The organism is Methanosarcina hadiensis (assembly GCF_046529725.1).
GTDB classification, from domain to species: Archaea; Halobacteriota; Methanosarcinia; order Methanosarcinales; family Methanosarcinaceae; genus Methanosarcina; species Methanosarcina hadiensis.
Genome location: NZ_CP136241.1, coordinates 2,304,188 through 2,323,351 on the forward strand (window position 1 = coordinate 2,304,188; position 19,164 = coordinate 2,323,351).

19 protein-coding genes are annotated in these 19,164 nt (G+C 41.6%); 6 read left to right on the forward strand and 13 right to left on the reverse strand.

Annotation, left to right across the window (positions count from 1 at the left end):
• Positions 1-50: 50 nt before the first annotated feature.
• Positions 51-680, reverse strand: coding sequence for a CatA-like O-acetyltransferase (locus RSJ42_RS09650; RefSeq protein ID WP_410507087.1), 630 nt, complete (start codon positions 678-680; stop codon positions 51-53).
• Positions 681-899: 219 nt separating this feature from the next.
• Between RSJ42_RS09650 and RSJ42_RS09655 the strand changes: the two genes are divergently transcribed.
• The gene (locus RSJ42_RS09655) at positions 900-1,139 is read left to right on the forward strand and encodes a DUF2683 family protein (RefSeq protein WP_410507088.1); all 240 of its coding nucleotides are present in this window, start codon (positions 900-902) and stop codon (positions 1,137-1,139) included.
• A 3-nt stretch (positions 1,140-1,142) separates the two neighbouring features.
• On the opposite strand, the gene RSJ42_RS09660 is transcribed toward RSJ42_RS09655, so the two are convergent.
• Both RSJ42_RS09660 and RSJ42_RS09665 read right to left on the reverse strand, forming a co-directional pair.
• The gene (locus RSJ42_RS09660) at positions 1,143-2,048 is read right to left on the reverse strand and encodes a TIR domain-containing protein (RefSeq protein ID WP_410507089.1); all 906 of its coding nucleotides are present in this window, start codon (positions 2,046-2,048) and stop codon (positions 1,143-1,145) included.
• Positions 2,049-2,475: 427 nt separating this feature from the next.
• Positions 2,476-3,006, reverse strand: a complete 531-nt coding sequence (locus RSJ42_RS09665) for a hypothetical protein (RefSeq protein WP_410507090.1) — start codon at positions 3,004-3,006, stop codon at positions 2,476-2,478.
• Positions 3,007-3,322: 316 nt separating this feature from the next.
• Between RSJ42_RS09665 and RSJ42_RS09670 the strand changes: the two genes are divergently transcribed.
• The 3 genes from RSJ42_RS09670 (at position 3,323) to RSJ42_RS09680 (ending at position 5,933) form a co-directional block, all read left to right on the forward strand.
• Entirely contained in the window at positions 3,323-4,123 is an 801-nt protein-coding gene (locus RSJ42_RS09670) for an EFR1 family ferrodoxin (protein ID WP_410507091.1), read from the forward strand.
• Between the two features lie 40 nt (positions 4,124-4,163).
• A complete protein-coding gene (locus RSJ42_RS09675; protein WP_410507092.1) occupies positions 4,164-4,883 on the forward strand; it encodes a TetR/AcrR family transcriptional regulator in 720 nt (239 codons plus the stop codon).
• A gap of 543 nt (positions 4,884-5,426) precedes the next feature.
• Positions 5,427-5,933: a hypothetical protein gene (locus RSJ42_RS09680; RefSeq protein ID WP_410507093.1), complete on the forward strand. Its 507-nt coding sequence runs from the start codon at positions 5,427-5,429 to the stop codon at positions 5,931-5,933.
• A gap of 338 nt (positions 5,934-6,271) precedes the next feature.
• On the opposite strand, the gene nudC is transcribed toward RSJ42_RS09680, so the two are convergent.
• From nudC to trmY, 10 genes are all read right to left on the reverse strand, one after another.
• Complete coding sequence (nudC, locus tag RSJ42_RS09685; protein ID WP_410507094.1) at positions 6,272-7,123, reverse strand: NAD(+) diphosphatase; 852 nt, start codon at positions 7,121-7,123, stop codon at positions 6,272-6,274.
• A 231-nt stretch (positions 7,124-7,354) separates the two neighbouring features.
• Entirely contained in the window at positions 7,355-10,009 is a 2,655-nt protein-coding gene (locus tag RSJ42_RS09690) for a calcium-transporting P-type ATPase, PMR1-type (protein WP_410507095.1), read from the reverse strand.
• Between the two features lie 231 nt (positions 10,010-10,240).
• Complete coding sequence (locus RSJ42_RS09695) at positions 10,241-10,849, reverse strand: HemK2/MTQ2 family protein methyltransferase (protein WP_410507096.1); 609 nt, start codon at positions 10,847-10,849, stop codon at positions 10,241-10,243.
• Between the two features lie 3 nt (positions 10,850-10,852).
• Entirely contained in the window at positions 10,853-11,680 is an 828-nt protein-coding gene (gene rsmA / locus RSJ42_RS09700) for a 16S rRNA (adenine(1518)-N(6)/adenine(1519)-N(6))-dimethyltransferase RsmA (RefSeq protein ID WP_410510351.1), read from the reverse strand.
• Positions 11,681-11,790: 110 nt separating this feature from the next.
• The gene (locus tag RSJ42_RS09705; RefSeq protein WP_410507097.1) at positions 11,791-12,522 is read right to left on the reverse strand and encodes a DUF655 domain-containing protein; all 732 of its coding nucleotides are present in this window, start codon (positions 12,520-12,522) and stop codon (positions 11,791-11,793) included.
• 336 nt (positions 12,523-12,858) lie between these two features.
• Entirely contained in the window at positions 12,859-13,212 is a 354-nt protein-coding gene (locus tag RSJ42_RS09710; protein WP_410507098.1) for an RNA polymerase Rpb4 family protein, read from the reverse strand.
• Between the two features lie 43 nt (positions 13,213-13,255).
• The gene (locus RSJ42_RS09715) at positions 13,256-13,399 is read right to left on the reverse strand and encodes a hypothetical protein (protein WP_410507099.1); all 144 of its coding nucleotides are present in this window, start codon (positions 13,397-13,399) and stop codon (positions 13,256-13,258) included.
• Positions 13,400-13,698: 299 nt separating this feature from the next.
• Positions 13,699-13,992, reverse strand: a complete 294-nt coding sequence (locus tag RSJ42_RS09720) for a 50S ribosomal protein L21e (RefSeq protein WP_410507100.1) — start codon at positions 13,990-13,992, stop codon at positions 13,699-13,701.
• Positions 13,993-14,279: 287 nt separating this feature from the next.
• Positions 14,280-15,575 (reverse strand): tRNA pseudouridine(54/55) synthase Pus10, encoded by a 1,296-nt coding sequence (locus RSJ42_RS09725; protein WP_410507101.1) that lies wholly within the window; start codon positions 15,573-15,575, stop codon positions 14,280-14,282.
• A gap of 334 nt (positions 15,576-15,909) precedes the next feature.
• Entirely contained in the window at positions 15,910-16,545 is a 636-nt protein-coding gene (gene trmY, locus RSJ42_RS09730) for a tRNA (pseudouridine(54)-N(1))-methyltransferase TrmY (RefSeq protein ID WP_410507102.1), read from the reverse strand.
• A gap of 193 nt (positions 16,546-16,738) precedes the next feature.
• Between trmY and RSJ42_RS09735 the strand changes: the two genes are divergently transcribed.
• Both RSJ42_RS09735 and RSJ42_RS09740 read left to right on the forward strand, forming a co-directional pair.
• Complete coding sequence (locus RSJ42_RS09735; protein ID WP_410507103.1) at positions 16,739-17,395, forward strand: metallophosphoesterase; 657 nt, start codon at positions 16,739-16,741, stop codon at positions 17,393-17,395.
• Positions 17,396-17,806: 411 nt separating this feature from the next.
• Positions 17,807-19,006 (forward strand): MgtC/SapB family protein, encoded by a 1,200-nt coding sequence (locus RSJ42_RS09740; protein ID WP_410507104.1) that lies wholly within the window; start codon positions 17,807-17,809, stop codon positions 19,004-19,006.
• Positions 19,007-19,164 lie beyond the last annotated feature (158 nt).

The following is a 19,164-nucleotide window of genomic DNA, read 5'->3' on the forward strand; positions in this document are numbered from 1 at the left end:
TCTCTTAAAGCGTTCTAATTTCTCATTATGCTTACCGCCATGCTTGTAATCTACACTTCATCCAGATATCTCTGCAGCCTATCCGCAAGTTTGCCAATATGAATACCATCAACAAATGCATGATGGACCTGTACTGCAAACGGCATCATCATTCTGCCTTCTTTTTCGTGATATTTTCCCCAATCAAATATGGGTTGCGCTTTTTCCCTGTTTCCGAAATCCGTGTGCGAAATATGCGTAAACATTATCCATGGAAGGGCAGAGAACTGATATACATCGTTTTCTACAGGGCCTGTAAAATGCTCTTTTTGATTTTCTGCCGTTAAGGTTGCCAGTTGTACAAACTCCTCAATTGTGTCCTGCATGGAAACATTTACTACCTTAAATAACTCCGTTTCTTTATCCAGATATGTAAATGAGGCATCAATCGATTCATACAATACAACTTCACCATCAAGAAAACGATACCGAAACTCCTCAATTTCATTTGCGCATTTCGTAACAGCAAATATAAACGCCATTGTAAATGATAAGTTATTTTCTTTAACGTGCTTTTTAAAATTCGTCACATCAAGCTCAAAACTCACACAATATTGAGGCTGTACCGCAGTCCTGTATATTTGACAATACTCTTTTCTTTTCCAGGTCTCGAGATCTATTATATGGTATCTGTTTCCCATGTTTACGCCTTCATTCAATACAGTCTACATTATGATATATTTCTTTTTTAATTTCACTACCTGTTTTTTGCCGTAGATCTCAAAAATTACCGTTTCCTTAAGCGGTTTTTCTGGGTGTTATAGAGGTCAGGACTCAAAAAGCCAGTGGAAATCAAATCCTGGCAGAGCAGAACGATATATATTAATATGGTATTAATCTTCTATTAATATTGGATATACATGGTTCAAGCGATAATAAACATTGATGAGCGCACTAATCGAATTTTGAATATTATCAAAGCCAAATACGGCTTAAAAGACAAAAGTGCTGCTATTATTAAAATGGCTGAAGAGTATGAAAAAGAGATTTTAGAGCCAGAGTTAAAGCCTGAGTACATTGAAAAATTGAAGAAAATAGAAAAACAGGAAGCTATAGAAGTAGGCACGGTTGAAAATTTAAGGAAACGATATGATCTTTGATTTTTATTCTATAATTAAGAGATTATCGGATAACTTGCGATTCAAAACTCTTCTTTGAATATAATTGATAGGCCTTTCCATATCTTCGAATATTTTATCCATTTTCTCTGCACGCATAAGAATTTCTTTATTTATTCCTTCAACCGATCTTAAGAATTTTAGATTATCGATGGAAGCAATCCGCAACCTGTCATATACACCAAATAACTCATAATAAGCTTCTTGAGCAATGGGTTTAGTGGATCTGTCTTTTTCAGATCTTTTCATCAAATCAATTAGATAATCAGGTGGCAAAATTTCTTCAGGTCTTCTAAGTATTTTTTGCTGCGTTTGAAGCAAAGATAAAATTTCTTCTAGAATTGCGTCATTGTGAGCATTATTTGATTCACTTTTTACGCCTTGTTGGATTATATCAACATCTTCTATTTTTAAATTTCTTTCTAATTCTGGCCACCATAATTCGAATGCTTTAACAAGTCGTTCTTCTGGAAGCTTTTGGTCTGTACATGAATTATTTAATGAAATTAATAATTTTAAGACATCTTCCTTCTTATAAATAGTAACTTGAAATTGTAATAAAGGTCCATCGATTTCGGACAGCTTTACATTATACAAAAAAGGACAAACTCTGGAACTTTCCATTTTTTTAGATAATGCTCCTGCTTCAAAATTTAACCATGGCTCCCTAAAGTTGTCTCTGGTGACACATAATATCCCGTATGTTGAATCAGCCAATTCTTTAGCAATGTCTGTACTCCAGCGACTTCCTTTGTCAATATCTTCCGATGAAACATAAGGTTCAGTTGATTGAAGTACGTTTGGAATCCATTCTTTTAAGGCAGTAGCAATTCTTTTACTTAAATCTCCAGACCAACTGATAAATACTTTCATATCATCACTGATTGTCAAATGGTAATTTACCTATAAAAATACTTTTAAATCAGCGCTTTTTTGGTCAGACATTTTAATAGTGTGCTTAAAAATAATTAAAAAGAGTACTTCACCTACATCTCAAAAATAAACTTTTATATTACTTAAATGCTCTTTTGTGGCAATTCCTAGGCATTCTTCATGACAATGCAAAGAAAATTAAGAGAAAAAAAGCAACTTCTTAGATTTTTGTCTAACTCTTATAATTATAGGACTTACGCGGTTGAACTGAAAAAACAACGGAGCTAAACCTTCAACTGTCTAAACCCTCGATGTAATAGCAAGGTCTGTTGATCTTGATTTCAAACTTCAAGTGCGTAAGTCCTAAATTAGAAAAACTCTGTTATTTCTTTTGTATTAGGTGGCTATGAGTCACAAAAAAGTAGAACATAGTATTATAAAATGTTTATATATTTAATTTGTCCATAATCTTTTGATATTCTTGTATCTCTTTTTCACAGGTTGATATATCATTTTTCAGTACTATTTTCAATCCACTTGAGTCTTCTTCTGTTTTGCCTTTCTTTTCCAAGAATTTTTCTAATTTTTCTTTTGTATTCCCTATTGCTAGATATCTAAATGATACTATACGAGTGAAATCCGCTCTTTTGTCGTTTAAGTTTCCAAATCCTGCACCTGTAATCGAGTTTTGATAATCGTATACCGGATAGTAGAAAAGGTTTAAACGTTCTTTCAGGTCTCTTATCTTTTGTTCAGTTACTGTTAATTTGAGTGTTTTTTCGGTTAATTCTAGCGCTTTCCCTGTTTTTTGATTTGCTTCGATTGATTGTTGCAATGACAGAACTGCGGCTACTACCGCGATAACTGTTAAGGCTGCAATACCTTTTTCGTTTTCATCTATGATAACAAAGACCGTTAATGCAGCTATTATTATAAGCACTACTTGGATGTGCGAGATAATTTTTTTGAAATTCAATTTATGCCTTCTGTTATAGTTTTTTAATCCAATAATATTTTAATTATTTTTAAATTCTTCTAGACTTCCATAAAGCTGGTTAAACGTTAAGTTGCTATAATGAGTTATTTACAGTAAAAACAGGACTCGTGAAAACTCTCTAAGAGCCTTAATCTATTATTCGTCCCAAACAAAATTTGAGCCTTCGTCAGATATCTGACATTTTTTCTTGGGAAACAAGTTTAAACTAACTAACAGTTATTTACTAACCAATAGTTATTTAATCACCTATAGTTATATTATATCCTGGAGTTATACAACTGATGGAGTAAATAAAATGGAAATAGAATCTGTGAAATTAGTCTATTTTTCGCCTACCGGAACAACAAAAGCGGTTGTTCAGGGCATTGCTAATGGCATCAATCCAGACATCACGGAATTAATTGATATTACCAGACCGGATGCAAGAAAACAGCCGTTACAGATATCGGAAAATGAATTGCTTGTTATTGGAGTTCCCGTATATATGGGGAGAGTGCCGGCATTATTAAATGAATGGCTGAACGCAATTCAGGCTCATAATACGCCGACGGTGTGCGTTGTCGTCTATGGTAACCGCGTGTATGACAATGCATTGCTCGAACTTAAAAATACTGTAACGAAATGCGGATGTACTCCCATTGCCTGTGCAGCATATATCGGGGAACATTCATTCTCAAATTCCGAGACACCAACAGCAGAAGGACGTCCAGACAAATATGATTTAAACCATGCAGAAGCATTTGGGCAGAAAATACATGAAAAACTGCAATCCGTTTCATCCATTTCTCGGGTTTCTGATGTGAATGTGCCTGGCAATTATCCTTATGGAGGAGTTACAGAATTGTGGACTGTTGATTTTATTGCAGTCAGCGATGAGTGTTCGCAATGCGGAACCTGTGCAGAGGCGTGTCCTGTAGGCGCTGTTGATGCGGAAAATTCCCGTATGATTGATATAGAAAAATGCATCACGTGTTGTGCATGTATCAAAAGCTGCCCGCAAAATGCCAGGTCGATGAAACCCGGGCTGGTCAAAGAGGCATCTGTGCGCCTCCATACGCTTTATAGTCAGAGAAAGGAGCCTGAATTTTTTATCTAATGAATATGTCCCGAATATAAGGATTAAGTGGAGTGGAACTATGGGAATCGCCGATAGAAGACAACGTGAAAAGGAACAGCGAAAAACCGAGATCATCGATGCAGCTGAAGGCCTCTTTTTTTCCCGAAATTATGAAGATGTTTCTATGGAAGACATCGCCCGCGAGGTTGAGCTGAATAAGGCTACTATTTATCTATATTTTAAAAACAAGGAGGCACTTTACGCTACTATCGTGCTCCGTGGCATTGAGATCCTGAAGAAAAAATACACGGAATGCATGGAAAAAGAGGTTCCGGGTATCGTCAAGGTAGCCCTGATGGGCCAGGCTTATTACCAGTTTGCACAGGAATACCCCGATTATCTCCGAATGATCCATTTTTACGGGTCCGAACGTTTTTCAAAAGAAAACCCGTGTACCGCAGAGATCGGAAAGGGATACGGTACCTGCCGGCTGATCCTGCGGGATGCGGTCCAGGAGGGTATCAATGACGGTACAATCCGGGCAGATCTCGATCCTTTCCTGACCTCGATGTACCTTATGATCTCCTTCATGGGTATCCTGTCAATGGAAAATAAATGGAAAATGGTGATAGAGGCGGAGGGATTCAGTTACGAGCAGTATACCAGTGAATTTTTCCGGTTCATCATTCCTGCTATTTCTTCCGAATCTCACAAAATGGGTGTCAAAGGTTTCGCAGCATTCGGATTCACCTTAACCGAGCCAGTGGAATCTGAGAAGAAAAAGAGAAAAGAAGCTTAGATGTTTAGAATTATATCATAATTACGATTCTTTGACCTTTATACATCATTATAAGAGACTCGAACTTCAGATGATGAATTAAAGGATGTTAAAAGGAAGTTAATAGCAAGGGTTTTTCTTTACAATATTAAAAAAGCCAGTTCTCCACATTTATAGCTATTCTATTTTTACATAGTAGTGTAAAATACTTTCCACTGGTTTAAACATAAATGTGTTATAATGTGAGGATAAAACCAATACAAATCTATTTATGCAAATGTCGTATATAGCAGTGAATGTAACGAATTGCGAAGGGGGATTCTGTATATCACTAATAAATAAAAGGCAAAAAAATGAAATAAAACAACATAAAGTTATTGCAAGGATTGCAAGAACAGCCTCCAGCAACGCGAAAAAAAATGCATTTAGTCAAGGAAGGTCGGTGACTGTACAGCAAGACGAATCCATTGTCAAGATGCATCCTGATGGAAGAACTGACATTATTCGGAAAATCGAAAAAAGTTCAGTAGTTCCAGAAAAAAGACGTTACTATTTATGAAGCGCATGAGAGTAATTGCAGGTCCAAACGGGTCTGGCAAAACAACGCTAGTTAATCAATTTATTAAAGAAAGAAGTAAATTGATTAATCCTGATCGCCATATAAATCCTGACGACCTCAATTTAGTCAATGTGCTTAATTTCAACGACTTTGGATTAAAAGTCGATGAGAACGATTTTCGAGATTTTGTATCTCAATCTCCTTTTGATGACAAATGTAACATTGATATCAAAGAAATTAAAGTTAATGACAATCGTTTTTACATAACAGACAGAAATTCATATATGGGTGCGATGCTGGCTGATTATCTACGGCATTGCTATCTTTACTCAAAAGAAACATTATTTTCATTTGAGACTGTTCTTTCCCATTCATCAAAAGTAGATTTTCTCAAAAATGCAAAAAATTGTGGATGGCAGGTATATCTATATTTTGTCAGTACAGTAGATTCTTACATCAATCATAGTCGTGTGGAAGAGAGTGCAAAATGGAGGTCATGGTGTTCCTCCTAACAAAATCCGAGATCGGTATATTCGATCCCATGAGAATTTATTTGTTGCTTTACAACATTGTAGAAGAGCATACATCTTTGATAATTCAACACAACAAATGCAGTTAATCGCTGAAAAAAAGCCAGATAATTCATTGATATTGTTAAGTGAAGATTCTATCCCAGCATGGTTAGATGAATTTGTGTTATCAAAAATTAAATCAAAATAAGTTATATTATAATGGTTCCATTATAATGGTTCCGTGAAGATTTACGCCCCTGTAGCAAGATGCGAAGTGTTTCGACTAAAATATAAAAATTTAATATAAAATTTGAAAAGAATATGAATCCGCCTTAAACTTACAGTCCTTCTTCTTTGAGGAAGTAGTCAATCAGTTTCCTTGAAATACTGATCTTTCCGGGCAGGAAAGGCAGGTTATCTGCTGAAAACCATTTTGCATCCTCTATTTCAAACCCGTCTGGCCTGATTTCTCCTGAGTCGTATTCTGCGGTAAAGCCAATCATGAAGGAATTCGGAAAAGGCCAGGACTGCGTCCCGAAGTAAGTAACGTTTTTTACTTTTATGCCTACTTCTTCCCAAATTTCTCTTTCAACCGCTGCCTCAGCCGTTTCTCCGGGCTCGACAAAACCGGCTATAAGGCTGTACATGTCAGGCGGGAAACCGGGAGACCTTGCAAGCAGGATTTTATTGCCCTTTTTTATGAGCACAATAACAGCAGGCGAGATCCTGGGATAGAAAAGCTCTCCGCATTCAGGGCATTCCTTGCCTCTTTCTCCAGGCTTCTGCGAGGTCTTTGTTCCGCACCTGCTGCAGAACTGGTTTGTCCTGTCCCATTCCATTACCTGCACTGCTTTGTTCACAAGCTCAAAGCACCCCTCACTCATCTGGGAATATGCCTGCCTGAGGTCTACAAATTCCATTCCTTCAGGAGTTTTCGTATCCGAGGGAAGCTCAACAGAAAAACAATGTGTCCCCTCAAGCATACCAAGGTACTGCTCCCTTACTTCAGGAAGCCCGAGATCCCTGATATCCATCAGCCTGGGAATTGCACCAGGGTTTTTATGAGTTTTAAGAAGAATATCACGCCCCCTGAAAATGAACCAGAGAGCCTTGTCGGTCCTGTCTGCTGGCGGTTCTATACCTGTTATAAATCTCGGATAAATCGGATTTTCTCTGTTAGTGGGGGTCATAATGTCCATACTATTGGGTTTTGTCATATATATGATTACGGGAGAGTTTTAATTCTAATAGTATTATTGCTTCAGCAAATAATGGGTTTTAGAGTAAAAAACTGTCAGAAAGAGCGTCATAGAGACCATCATAAAAATCATCGCAATGCTGGTTCAAAATATTTAATAAGCTGGAAAATGGAGTATGCAAAAAAGCAAACCCCATTTTTGATTTAATCTCATTATTTGATTTTACCTGTGAGCTCTCCGTTCCAGATATTTGGCAACCTCCATAACTATGAGGGTAGTCGAAGCCAGAGGAATGATCATTCCCCAGTCCGAAAGCGAGAGAGGCACAGTCCGGAAAGCAGTCTGCATAATAGGGACATAGATTGCCGCAAGCTGCAGAAGCACTGTGCTCAGGACGGCATAGATGAGAGGCCTGTTGGTGAAAATTCCCAGGGAAAAGACCGAGAGCTTGTCCGAACGCCAGTTAAAAGCGTTGAACATCAGAGAAATCACTACAAGAGTGAAGATCAGAGTCTGGATCTTTGCAAGGGGTACTCCTTCTTCAAGAGCCCAGTAAAGAACCCCAAGGGACTGGACTGCAATCAAAGCCCCAAGTCCAAGGCTTGCTATAAGCATCCTTCTGGAGACCAGCCCTTCCGTTGATTTTCTGGGTTTCTGCTTCATAAGCCCCCTGTCAGGAGCTTCCAGAGAAAGCGCCATTGGAGGAAGTCCATCTGTAATAAGGTTGATCCATAAGATCTGGACTGCAATTACAGGCAGGATCTGCCAGGCAAGCACTCCGACGAGGACAATCAGGACAACTCCTATGTGGCAGGTAAGGCCGTAAGCAATGAAGTTTTTGATATTCTTCAATATATTCCGGCCCTCTTCGACTGCAGAAACAATCGAAGCGAAATTGTCGTCTGTCAGGATCATGCTGGAAGCTTCCTTACTGACTTCGGTTCCGGTAATTCCCATGGCAATGCCCATATCTGCGGCTTTCAGGGCAGGAGCGTCATTTACTCCGTCACCGGTCATTGCAACGATATAGCTTTTCTTTTTAAGGGCATTAACGACCTTCAGCTTGTGCTCGGGATATACCCTTGCATAGACCGAAACCTTCTCCACTATATCTTCGAATTCCTTATCTCCCAGGGCATCCAGCTCTATGCCTGTAAGGACAAGGTCTCCTTCCCGGTAGATCCCGATTTCTCTTGCGATAGCAAAGGCAGTTGTTTTGTGGTCTCCTGTAATCATTACAGTCCTGATGCCTGCATTCGTACAGGTGGCAATTGCAGCCTTTACCTCTTCTCTGGGAGGGTCGCGCATGCCCATAAGCCCTGCAAAGACCATATCTCTTTCAGAATCTTCAGGAACGGTTTTCTCAGGAACCTTGCGGAAAGCAAATCCCATAACCCTGAGGGTCTGGTTTGCCATCTCGTTAACAGTATCCAGAATTTCCTTCCTTATCTCAGGAGTTAATTCTCTTTCCTGCCCTTCAAGGAAGATTTTCGTACAGCAGCCAAGAATGACTTCCGGAGCCCCTTTTGAATAGGCGTGTATGCCCTCTTCGGAAGTGTTGAGTGTGGTCATCATCTTCCTTTCGGAAGAGAAGGGAACTTCACCGACACGCCTGTGCTTTAGCTCAAGATCAGGCCTCCAGAGCCCTTTCTTTGCTGCTACGACCACAAGAGCGCCTTCGGTGGGGTCTCCCAGAATATCCCATTCTTTTTCCTGGACTAAACCTGCATCATTACAGAGTGCTCCTGTGACCAGCAACTTATGGAGATGTACATCTTCGGAAACAGGCTGATCTCCCTTAAAAAAGTCTCCTTTAGGCTCATATCCGTTGCCTGTAACGCTTAACCTTGTCCCATTAACATACACTTTCTCAACGGTCATAGAATTCTGAGTGAGTGTTCCGGTTTTGTCCGTACAGATAATATTGGTAGAGCCAAGTGTTTCTACGGAAGGCAGTTTTCTTATGAGGGCGTGCCTTTTAACCATTCTTCTAACCCCGAGAGCAAGCCCCACAGTCACAACTGCAGGAAGGGCTTCGGGGATAGCGGCAACTGCAAGTGCAACGCCCCAGAGAAACATTTCAAAAGGATCGAAACCCTCAAAGATTCCGAGCACTGCTACAAAAGCCACAACAATAAGGGTTGCAGCTCCGAGCCAGCGGCCGAACTGGTCGAGCTTTTCCTGTAATGGGGTTTTTTCCCTTTCAATTTCACCGAGGAGCCCGGCAAGTTTTCCAAAAGCAGTACTCATGCCTGTTGCTGTAATTACTGCTTTTCCTCTTCCATAGGTAACCGAAGTCCCGGTATATGCCATATTTTTCCGGTCAGGCTGCGGGGTCTCCGAAGGAAAAACTTTAGTGCTTTTTTCTACGGGGACGGATTCTCCCGTAAGAGACGATTCATCAATCTTAAGAGATTGGGCTTCAAGCAGCCTGGCATCAGCAGGTATCCTGTCTCCTGCCTGCAAAATCAGGACATCGCCCGGGACAAGTAAGGAAGAAGAGACTTTTACTTCCTTCCCATCCCTTATAACCAGAGCCTCAGGGCTGGTCAGTGATTTTAAAAGTTTGATGGATTCTTCTGCCCTGTATTCCTGGACAAAACCGAGGACTCCAGCAAGAAATACGGTGAACAGGATTACAAAGGCATCGACAAGCTCTCCAAGAAAGGCAGAAACCAGTGCTGCAACCATTAAAATTAGGATGAGAAAACTCTTGAACTGAGAGAGAAGAAGTTTCAACACAGATGTTTTTTCTTCTTCTTTAAGTTCGTTTTTCCCGTATTGTTTAAGTCTGTTTTCTGCTTCTCCCGAACTCAGTCCGGTTTCGGATGTGTTCAGGGTTTTTAGAACCGCATCTGCGGCTTCATCGTAATACATCCAGTATTTATCTCCAGTTGATCAGGCAAATGTTTTTGCCTGAATACATTTAAGTCTGTTACATTGAATGTGAAATTCAGAGGGATCAATTCACTAATTAGATATAGAGTTTTCTATGGAGAATCAAAGATTATATGAAGAAATGTCTAAAAAGTCTGGGTTTTAGAAAAAATCCTGTGCTTTGGCGAAAAAATACCCATAAAAGTATTTTCCAGAAAAAAGATTTTAAACTTAAGAAAGCTTTCCCCTTACAACCATTAACTCCTCAAATGAAACTTTTTTCCGGCGTACAATGTCAACTTTAAATCCCTGCCTCATCATTTTTTCTTTTACAGCTTCGAAACCCGTAATAGAAGAAATTAACATGAGAATTTTCCCTTCCGGGCTGAGGTAGCCCCTGACTTCATTAAGGAATCTCTCAAGAGTTTCCCTCCCGCTGGTTCCGCCGTCAAAAGCGTAGTTAAGCCATCCCGGGACTTTCTCGTCTTCTGAAGTTGGAAGATAAGGAGGGTTAAAAAGAATAAGGTCAAAAGAGGCTCTCTGATTGCTTTTTTTCAATCCTCTGAAAAGATCGGTGCGGATTACTTCAACCCCATTTGTTTTTGCACATTTGGCAGCATGAGGGTTGATTTCGATTGCAAACACGCGGATGCCTTTAATGTTTGCCCTGAGAACTGCAGATACGAAACCCGAGCCTGCCCCGATTTCCAGGATACACATGCCTGACTTTGCTTCTTCAAGGGCTGCATCGGCAAGCAAAAAGGAGTCTTCTGCCGGCTCGTAAACAAGGTCTGAAGCTCCGAGTTTTACTCGGGCATTTTTGTATTCTATTTCAATCATGGCTTATCCGGACTTAAGGTCAAAAATCATATTTGCGATGCCGGCAAGTTCTTCAGGAGTAAGGTTTTCAGCCCTTTTGCTCATGAAATCTTCCGGTAGCTGGCTAACAACCTCTTTAACGTCCGGGATTTTGAGCAAGTAATTGGTATTAAGGATCGAGTTTCTAAGCTTTTTCCGGCGCTGGCTGAATACTGCAGCCACAAACTCAAGGAAAAAAGCCTCGTTGCGGACTTCAAAAGGTGCCGGGCGCGGAATAAGTTTGACAACTGCGGAGTCGACTTCAGGAGCTGGCTGGAAAGCGCCTTTCGGGACTTTCATAAGGATAGAGGCATCAGCAAAATAATAGGTGCCAACCGTGAGGCGGGAGTAGTCTTTACAGCCGGGAGGAGAGACCATACGGGCTGCAAACTCATACTGGTACATAAGGATTCCAAGTTTGAACTTATGGCGCAGGAGTTTGAAGGTTATCTCCGAAGAGATGGAATAGGGAAGGTTTGAGACGACCTTGTCAAACACGGGAAAATCGACTTTCAGGGCGTCACCTGCGATAATTTCAATATTCCCGACAGCATCGAAACGGTCATGCAGGACTGAAATAAGGGAGGGGTCAAGCTCGACTGCAATTACTTTTTTTGCTCTTCTTGCAAGCCTTTCGGTAAGATTTCCGATTCCTGCACCAATTTCAAGAACAGTATCCTGCGGACTCAGCTCAGCAGCAGCAACTATCCTGTCCAGGTAGCATGTATCAATGAGGAAATGCTGGTCAAAGGTGCCTCCTTTGATATTGTATTTTTTAAGAATAGAACGAACCAGGGCTGAAACCTCCTGAATAGATTAAATGCTTTAATAAACAAAAGTTGTAGAAATTCTTTATCCTCAAAATTAGACCTGCAGAAGCAGGCGGGTAAGAATAATTAAAAAAAGGAAAAAATGTTTCCCGCTCACTCGGGCTTCTGTCGGCGGGGAGGAGTGGTAAACAGCCTGTACTTGATGAAATCATCTTTGAGCTCTTCTTCAATCCTGTGAGAAATGACTTTGGCAGGGTCATGAAGGCTTGGAATCCTTTCACGGATATCCTGAAAACTCTTAAAGTCCCCTTTTTTGCGTTCATCAATGATAGCCCACATCAGTTTTTTGCCTATTCCAGGGAGGAGTTCGAGCATGTGCAGGCGGGTTGTAATCGGATGTGCATCGTTAAAGAATTTTACAAATATTTCTTCTTTATGCCTGACAATGGCTTCGAGGATGAAAGGCAATTCGAGGTTTGCTCCGGTGGTAAGGTCGGTATAGCCTATCCTCTGCTTGACATGGTCTATTTCATTCCTGTCTCCCGGACCTATATAAACCCTTGACTGGATTTCAGGAACCACTCCACTCTTGGGGACGAGCTCCATAAGAGTGAACTTTTTATCCCCTATAGCCTGCACAAGAGGTTTTTTCTGATAGGCTGACTTGCTGTCAATAGACTTCCCGTAAGGAAGATAGTCAAGCACCCATACGTATTCCTCTCTATCCTGAGAACTTTCCATGGTTTTCCCGGATGAGCGCGGAGCTCTTTCTGACTGCCTTTCAAATTGCGGTTTGCCTGCCGGACGCCTGCCGCCAGAAGAAGGTCTTTCGGCAGGAGGTCTGCCAGTGTACGGTCTACCTGATTGCGACTTCTCTACTTTCATCAGCACCCATCCTATCGGTAAATATGAAACCCCTTTTTGAAACCCGGGTTTATCCATCTTGAGATATGCTCAAACATAGATATGTCAGGCTTCTATATCGCTTCTGCTGGTTAACTATCTTTCCCAGCTGCGCTCTACTCCCTTCCGGTTCTGAAAACCGAGATTTGCCTGTAGCGGCATCCCAGGGTCGGAGATTTAGAGAACCGGAGAACTCTCTGCAATTAAATTATTGAGGTCAGGATACTTCCATACTTAAAAGTACTCTAACCGGATTTCGAATACTTCCCTCATAAATAACAAATAAACTGCTATATAGTTATTCTCTTTAATTTTTAATTATTCCATAGCTGCAAATACATAGTCCAGAATTTGATCCAGCTCTTCATTGCTCAGTGTGTACTTTTCTTTTGCATATATTGACCGGAGTTCATCCCTGGACTGAGGCAGAATATCCGCTATCCTGATTGCAATGACTGGCTTCATCTTTTCAAGCTCAAGAAGCTTGTTAACAAGTTCTCTCGACTTTGCCCCGCTAATTTTTGAGAACTGTTCCGCGTGATGAAGGGCTTTTCTGAAATTATATGAAACCTCGAGCCCCTGCTCTCTGCGCTCGTCAGCGATCCCGGAAAGTATATCCTTGACCTCGGCCAGTGTCAATAACTCTTCGTTGATGACTTCCTTAACTATCATTGAAATACACTCTTTTGAATTAAAAATTTCAGCTATTTGCGCTTCATACAGAGCAATCTGCTGTAATGCTTACTGTGAGCTCTGATTCCTGCTGCCAGTTTCTGTCTTCAGCATCCGGATCCACCCGATGAGCCGGAACAATTCGGAAACTATCCCGGATAATGTTATCCTGAATTAACTCCACCATGTTCACAAATATTATAGCCCAATCATATGTTCTGCAAATGATATATAATTATAGATGTTCCGTTACCGGGATAAGATATTAATTTCAAAAAGCAGTTATTTCGGATCCCTTTTATAAATAGTCTTTTAAGGTTTTCAGGGACATTAATTCTATTGTATATAATCCTTCAGACTGGCAATTATTCAGCCTTATTTGCTGGAATTTCTGGCAGGATTCAAACCTCCGGTTGGAGGCCTGCATACCTTAAACCCGAAACGAGAGGGAGTTTAGGTTGTAAAACCTAACTGCCATACTCGAAGTCAGTATTTCTGGGGTTTCAGGTGCTGCGGAAGAGAAAATACTTCCTTCATTGCGTTTCCTTCGCGGACTGCCAGAATATATGAGCGGCCGCGCTGTCCCAGGACTTTTCCTGTAGAGCCCTGGAATTTCGGGTTTGGCATCCCTTTCTGGACACTGGGGTCAATGTCAATGTGAACCATCTGTCCTTCTTCGAATTCCTGGATTGCCCTGCTTACAGGGGAAATCCCTCTTTCACGAACCGTCTTCTGTAATTTGTACCTTGTGCAGCGTTTTTCACCGTGGGAATTTGTCATCGCATGTTCCTCCGTTAGAATGCTCGATCAGTTTCTCTTTAATAAAGTTTCTGTTTAATAATTGGTTTTCGTCTAAATAAGATGGATATTATTTAAATGAACCGTTCATGGAGCCGCTCATTCCTGCGACTCGGCCGGCCAGTGAAACCGATTAGATGGATCAGATTCATTCAGTCAGATAGATCCAGATATTCAGATCAGATCTACCCAAATTATTTAGATTGAATTTATTTAGATCGAATTAATTTAGATTGAATTGGTTTTAAGGGCAGGTTCAGATATGGGGCTTAAATTTCGACGTTAACCACATCAAGGTCTTCCACGACTGCAGAGACTCCTAAAAGCCCTGTCAGGCTCGGGTTTGTCCTGCCTTCATCTCCGGAAATCAGTTCTTTGACGTACAGCCCGCCCTCACAGTTTACCGTGATATAAGCATAACCGTCATCTGTCAGCTCGTCAAGAGTTATGCTATGAACGTACCTTTTCCGGATAAGATCCGCCCTCCTGTGGACCACACGCTTTGGGGTCTGCTGGGCGATCTCCGTGCCACTCAAAGACTCAAGGCAGGATTTAAGCTTTTCCTCTGAAACAGGCTCTTTAAATGTAACTTTAAGCTTATAAGTTTTATCCGCCTTTGAGCTTTTCAGGGTTTCGATCATGCCTTTTTCAACAAAGCGAAGATCCTTTACCTCTACCTTTCCGGCAGCATTTTCATTAATTTTCGTAGTAAGTGCCTCAAGATCAGCACTGCGTTTTACAGGGGACTTTGCTTCAACCACAAATGGCCTTCCGCTCCCTAGCATCAGGGCATCGATATCTTCCCTGCCCGAGCCATGAAAAGCCGTATCAACAGCTCCAAAAGCTTCGATAACAGGTCCTTTAATCAGTTCATCTACTGATTCTGGGTACTGTTTACCTGTGAACCCGCATTGCTCACAGCCTCTGCCTTTACATTTCCTGCAGGGCCAGCGGGTCTGGGGGATGCCGCGGACTTTTTTCAGGTAGCGCCCGTAGATATACACCGAGCGGATTTGAAGCTCCAGCTTATTTGTCGCAAGGTCAAGGGTAATCACGATATCAGGATTTTCGAAATCCACTTCCTTATTGACCTTTTCCGCAATCCGCTTGCCCACTTCCCTGTTAAGCTCGGTTTTCAACTGTTCGGCATATGCAGTCCCTGCCTCAGCCCACAGGATCTCTTCGTTTTCACTGAGAAGCCCGCTGACCTTTGTGCCAACAAGGAAGGTGGAGTACTCAAGCCCTTCCAGAGCTTTTGCAGCTTCACTGGCCCAGAAATCCAGCTTTTTAAACTGGTCAAGGCATACCCAGCACTGCTCGTCTTCACCCTCGATTTTGAGAGTTTTCCTTGCAAGGGCACTGCACTGGGCAAGTTCCTTTAGAAGGGCGTCGTCCTTTTCACCTTTATAGATACGGTCCCCTTCCAGGGCAAGGGCTAGTTTCACTGCCTGCCCGCGCTCTCTATTGCTGAGGCCTGTGGATAGTTTTGCAAACTGACGGCCCATACAGTGATCGCAGATAGGGCCTTCGTGCAGAATCTTTTTTGAAATTTCGAGTACATCCATTTATTTCACATTCTCTAAGCTTATTCGGGAAATAGATCTGAAGCAGATTATTGAGAGCAATATTGAAAGACCTGGTTCAATTGAAAGACCAGGTTTAATTGAAAGATTAACTTAATTGAAAGATTAAACTTAATTGAAAGACTAAGCTTAATTGAAAGACTAACTTCACCGGATTATATTAAACTATTATTGGCGAATTTACTGAGAGTAAATATCGTTGATATGTGAATGCAAATAAAGACTTCCACTCTGAAAAGCGTATCCGGATAAGTTCCTGTCCTGATACAGGGGAATAGGATATAACTTTTGGGATAAAGCCAGACAAAAAACTCTCTCATTCCTCGGGCCTGGAAATGTCTCCCCCTGGAACTTCTCCTCTTTCTGCTTCAGCCCTGTCGAGTTCGTTATGAATGAGGGTTATGCAGTGGTTGGAGTGAAGGGAAATTGGGCCAACGGAAATAATCTGGGCTCCTGCTTCAAGAAGTTGCTTTTCTTCTTCTTCCGTAACGCCTGTGTGGTCCCCAAGAATAAAAACCGGGTCCCGGATCTCCCTGGCAATTTCTCTGATATCCTTTCCGTCTTCCCGAAGGTAGAGAAGATTCCTTCCTTCGAAAGAAGCGAGAAGGGATTTCAAGTCGCCGGTGCGGATCCAGACTCCGGGAGTTGACCTTACATCCCTTTCCGCTGCATCCTTTTGAAGGGCTTTCTGGATAAGTGAACCGCTGCTTCTTTCGTCAGGGTTGAGGTATCTAAGGTGGAGGCCCTCAAACCTGATTATTTTTCCGGGCTCGGGCTCTCCCAGAAGGAGCAGGTGCACATTTACGTCCCTGCGCATTCCGAAAGAGAGAAAGAGGGCGGAGCTTACGCAGCGGCAGAGAATATCCATTCTTCCTGCAGACCCGGGAAGGTCATTTAAAGAAAAATCACCGCTAGTCTTTGCTTTGTGCCCTATGATAACGATATCACGCATGGGGCAGTAATATTACGTAAGGGATATAAAAGATGTATGCATGTTCACGAAAGAACACACGGCATAAAGTGTAAAAGAAATAGTATTTAAGAAAAAGAGATAGTATTTAAGAATTCGACTGATAATTAAAATCAGAACTCAAAATCATGATAAACAATCAATGAATCGAAAAATCATATAGGATGGGAAACGGATGAAGATACTCGCAATTTCCGACCCTCATGGGGACTACTCGAAGATAAAAAAGATCATTGAAAAAGCCGGAGATTTTGATCTTGCCGTGGTGGTTGGAGATATAACCAACTTTGGACCTGACGAGAAAGTAAATGAACTGGCAGAAATGTTTGACAGGCCAGTGCTTGCAATTCCAGGAAACTGCGACCAGAGGAGCATCCTTAAAGCCCTTGATAATTCAAAAGCTGTCAACCTCCATGGAAAAGCCGAACAGATCGGAAATATCAGATTTATCGGGCTTGGAGGCTCGAATCCTACTCCTTTCAATACTCCTTTTGAGCTTTCAGAAGAAGAAATTGAAAAAGCCCTTGAAGGAATGGTCTGCTCAGCCGAAAACTCAGGGGAATGCGGGACAATAGTTCTCCTTACACACGCCCCCCCGCACGGAGCCAGGGACGAACTCCCCTTCGGGCACGTGGGAAGCAAAGCCATCCAGAAATTCCTTGATAGGGTAGACCTTATTGTCTGCGGGCACATTCATGAAGCAAAAGGCATGGAGAAAGCAGGAAAAACAGTTGTTGTAAATCCCGGGGAGGCCTGCAAAGGTTCCTGCGCTCTTATAACCATACAGGAGACCGAAGACAAACCTATTGAGGTTGAATTCGTGGAAGTATAAAGGGATAGTAAGGCTTAATACAAAGTCGACTTCAAGACGAGAAATACTCTTCCAGAAGGGAAATACTCTTCCAGAAGGGAAATACTCTTCCTCAGATACCTGCAGAAAGGGGATGAAAGCCATCAAATTAACAATTCAATGCTAATCTTACAAAGGAACATCACTACTATAGAATTATATTTTTGTCTTGCGTATATTTCATATTATGCCTTCACCGATATTATGTTTTCACAGGTGTCATGGAATTCGCCTTAACCTGTAAAATCCACTTTATGGCATTGTTTTTATAGGGGAAGGTTTATATAAAAAAATATAAGAGGTTAAGCTACGGACGTTGTCAACGAGTTCGGTTTCGATCCGGTTCTGGTAGATTTCCTTACAAAACTTGCCACAGCCTTCCTGATAGGGATTATGGTAGGTGTAGAAAGAGAACACCGAGGCCTTGAGCATGAGATTTTCGCAGGTGTAAGGACTTACAGTATTACCTGCATAACAGGCATGCTTGTTGCTCTCGTAAGCGAGTCAACAGGACAGGGCTTCGTATACGTAGCAACGCTTTTCTTTGCAGCCATATGCTGCATAATTACCTATGCAAAGATATTCCTCTACCGGCGGATAGGAGTAACAAGCCCGATTACCCTATTTTTTATCTTCGTAATGGGCGTCCTTGTTGGTTATGACTATGGCCTGTATGCTATAGTTTCGTCAATAGTAATAGCATTCCTCCTGATTCAGAAACAGCTCCTCCACCAGTTTGCAGGAAACCTCACAAAAGAAGAACTTTATAATGCAGTCCAGTTTCTTGCAGTAGCTTTCATCCTTTATCCGGTAATGTCGGATAAGCAGTTTTTCGGGCTTATAAACCTGAGATCGGCAATCCTGATTGTGGTAATTGTTTCGCTGATCAGTTTCTTGAGTTACGTGCTTCTGAGAAAATTCGGGACAGAACGCGGTATCTGTTACTCTGGTTTTCTGGGAGGCTTTGTAAACAGTGAAGCTACAACAGGAGCACTTGCAGGGCTTTCAAAGAGGGCAGCAGATATAGCCGAACCTGTCCTCACAGGGATCCTGCTCTGCAATATTTCCATGCTCATCAGAAACCTTGTTTTAGCTCTGATAGTTGACCCTACGGGCCAGACTACCCTGCTTATGCTTCCTCCCCAGCTTATAATCATCCTTGTATCAGCTGTAATAATTCTCAGGCGCAACAGGAAAGTATGCCCTACGGGTGGAGGAGAGCTTAAAATCGAGTCTCCGTTTTCACTCGGGCAGGCGTTCAAATTCGGCATAGCTTTCACCCTTATTCTCATCCTGGGTAATTTCGCATATAATACTGCGGGAACTATCGGGATCTATGTTACTGCTCTGGGAGCTCTTTTCAGCAGTTCGGGAGTAATAGTTTCCGTAACTCTTCTTGCCGTTAATGACGGGACTATCTCTTATGCAACCGCGGCAAACACAGCGGTCCTTGCAAGTCTGGTGAGCACGGTAAATAAAATACTGCTTTCCAAGATCTCAGGCTCCGCCTCCCTTTTCTCTCTCGCATTGAAAACTTTCGGTATAATTGCATCCATCGGGACTGCTGCTCTACTTTTATGGAACATGCTGTGAGAGATCAGGGAGATTAATATTTTTCAGGGAAAGGAAGATATTCGGAATAAAAAATTGAGACGAGCTTTTTCAGGTAAGGTCCATTTCTTTAGGGAACTCTATTTTTGTATTAATTTCTTCAAATTCTCGCATAGTTCATATACTCGTTTTTATTTTTA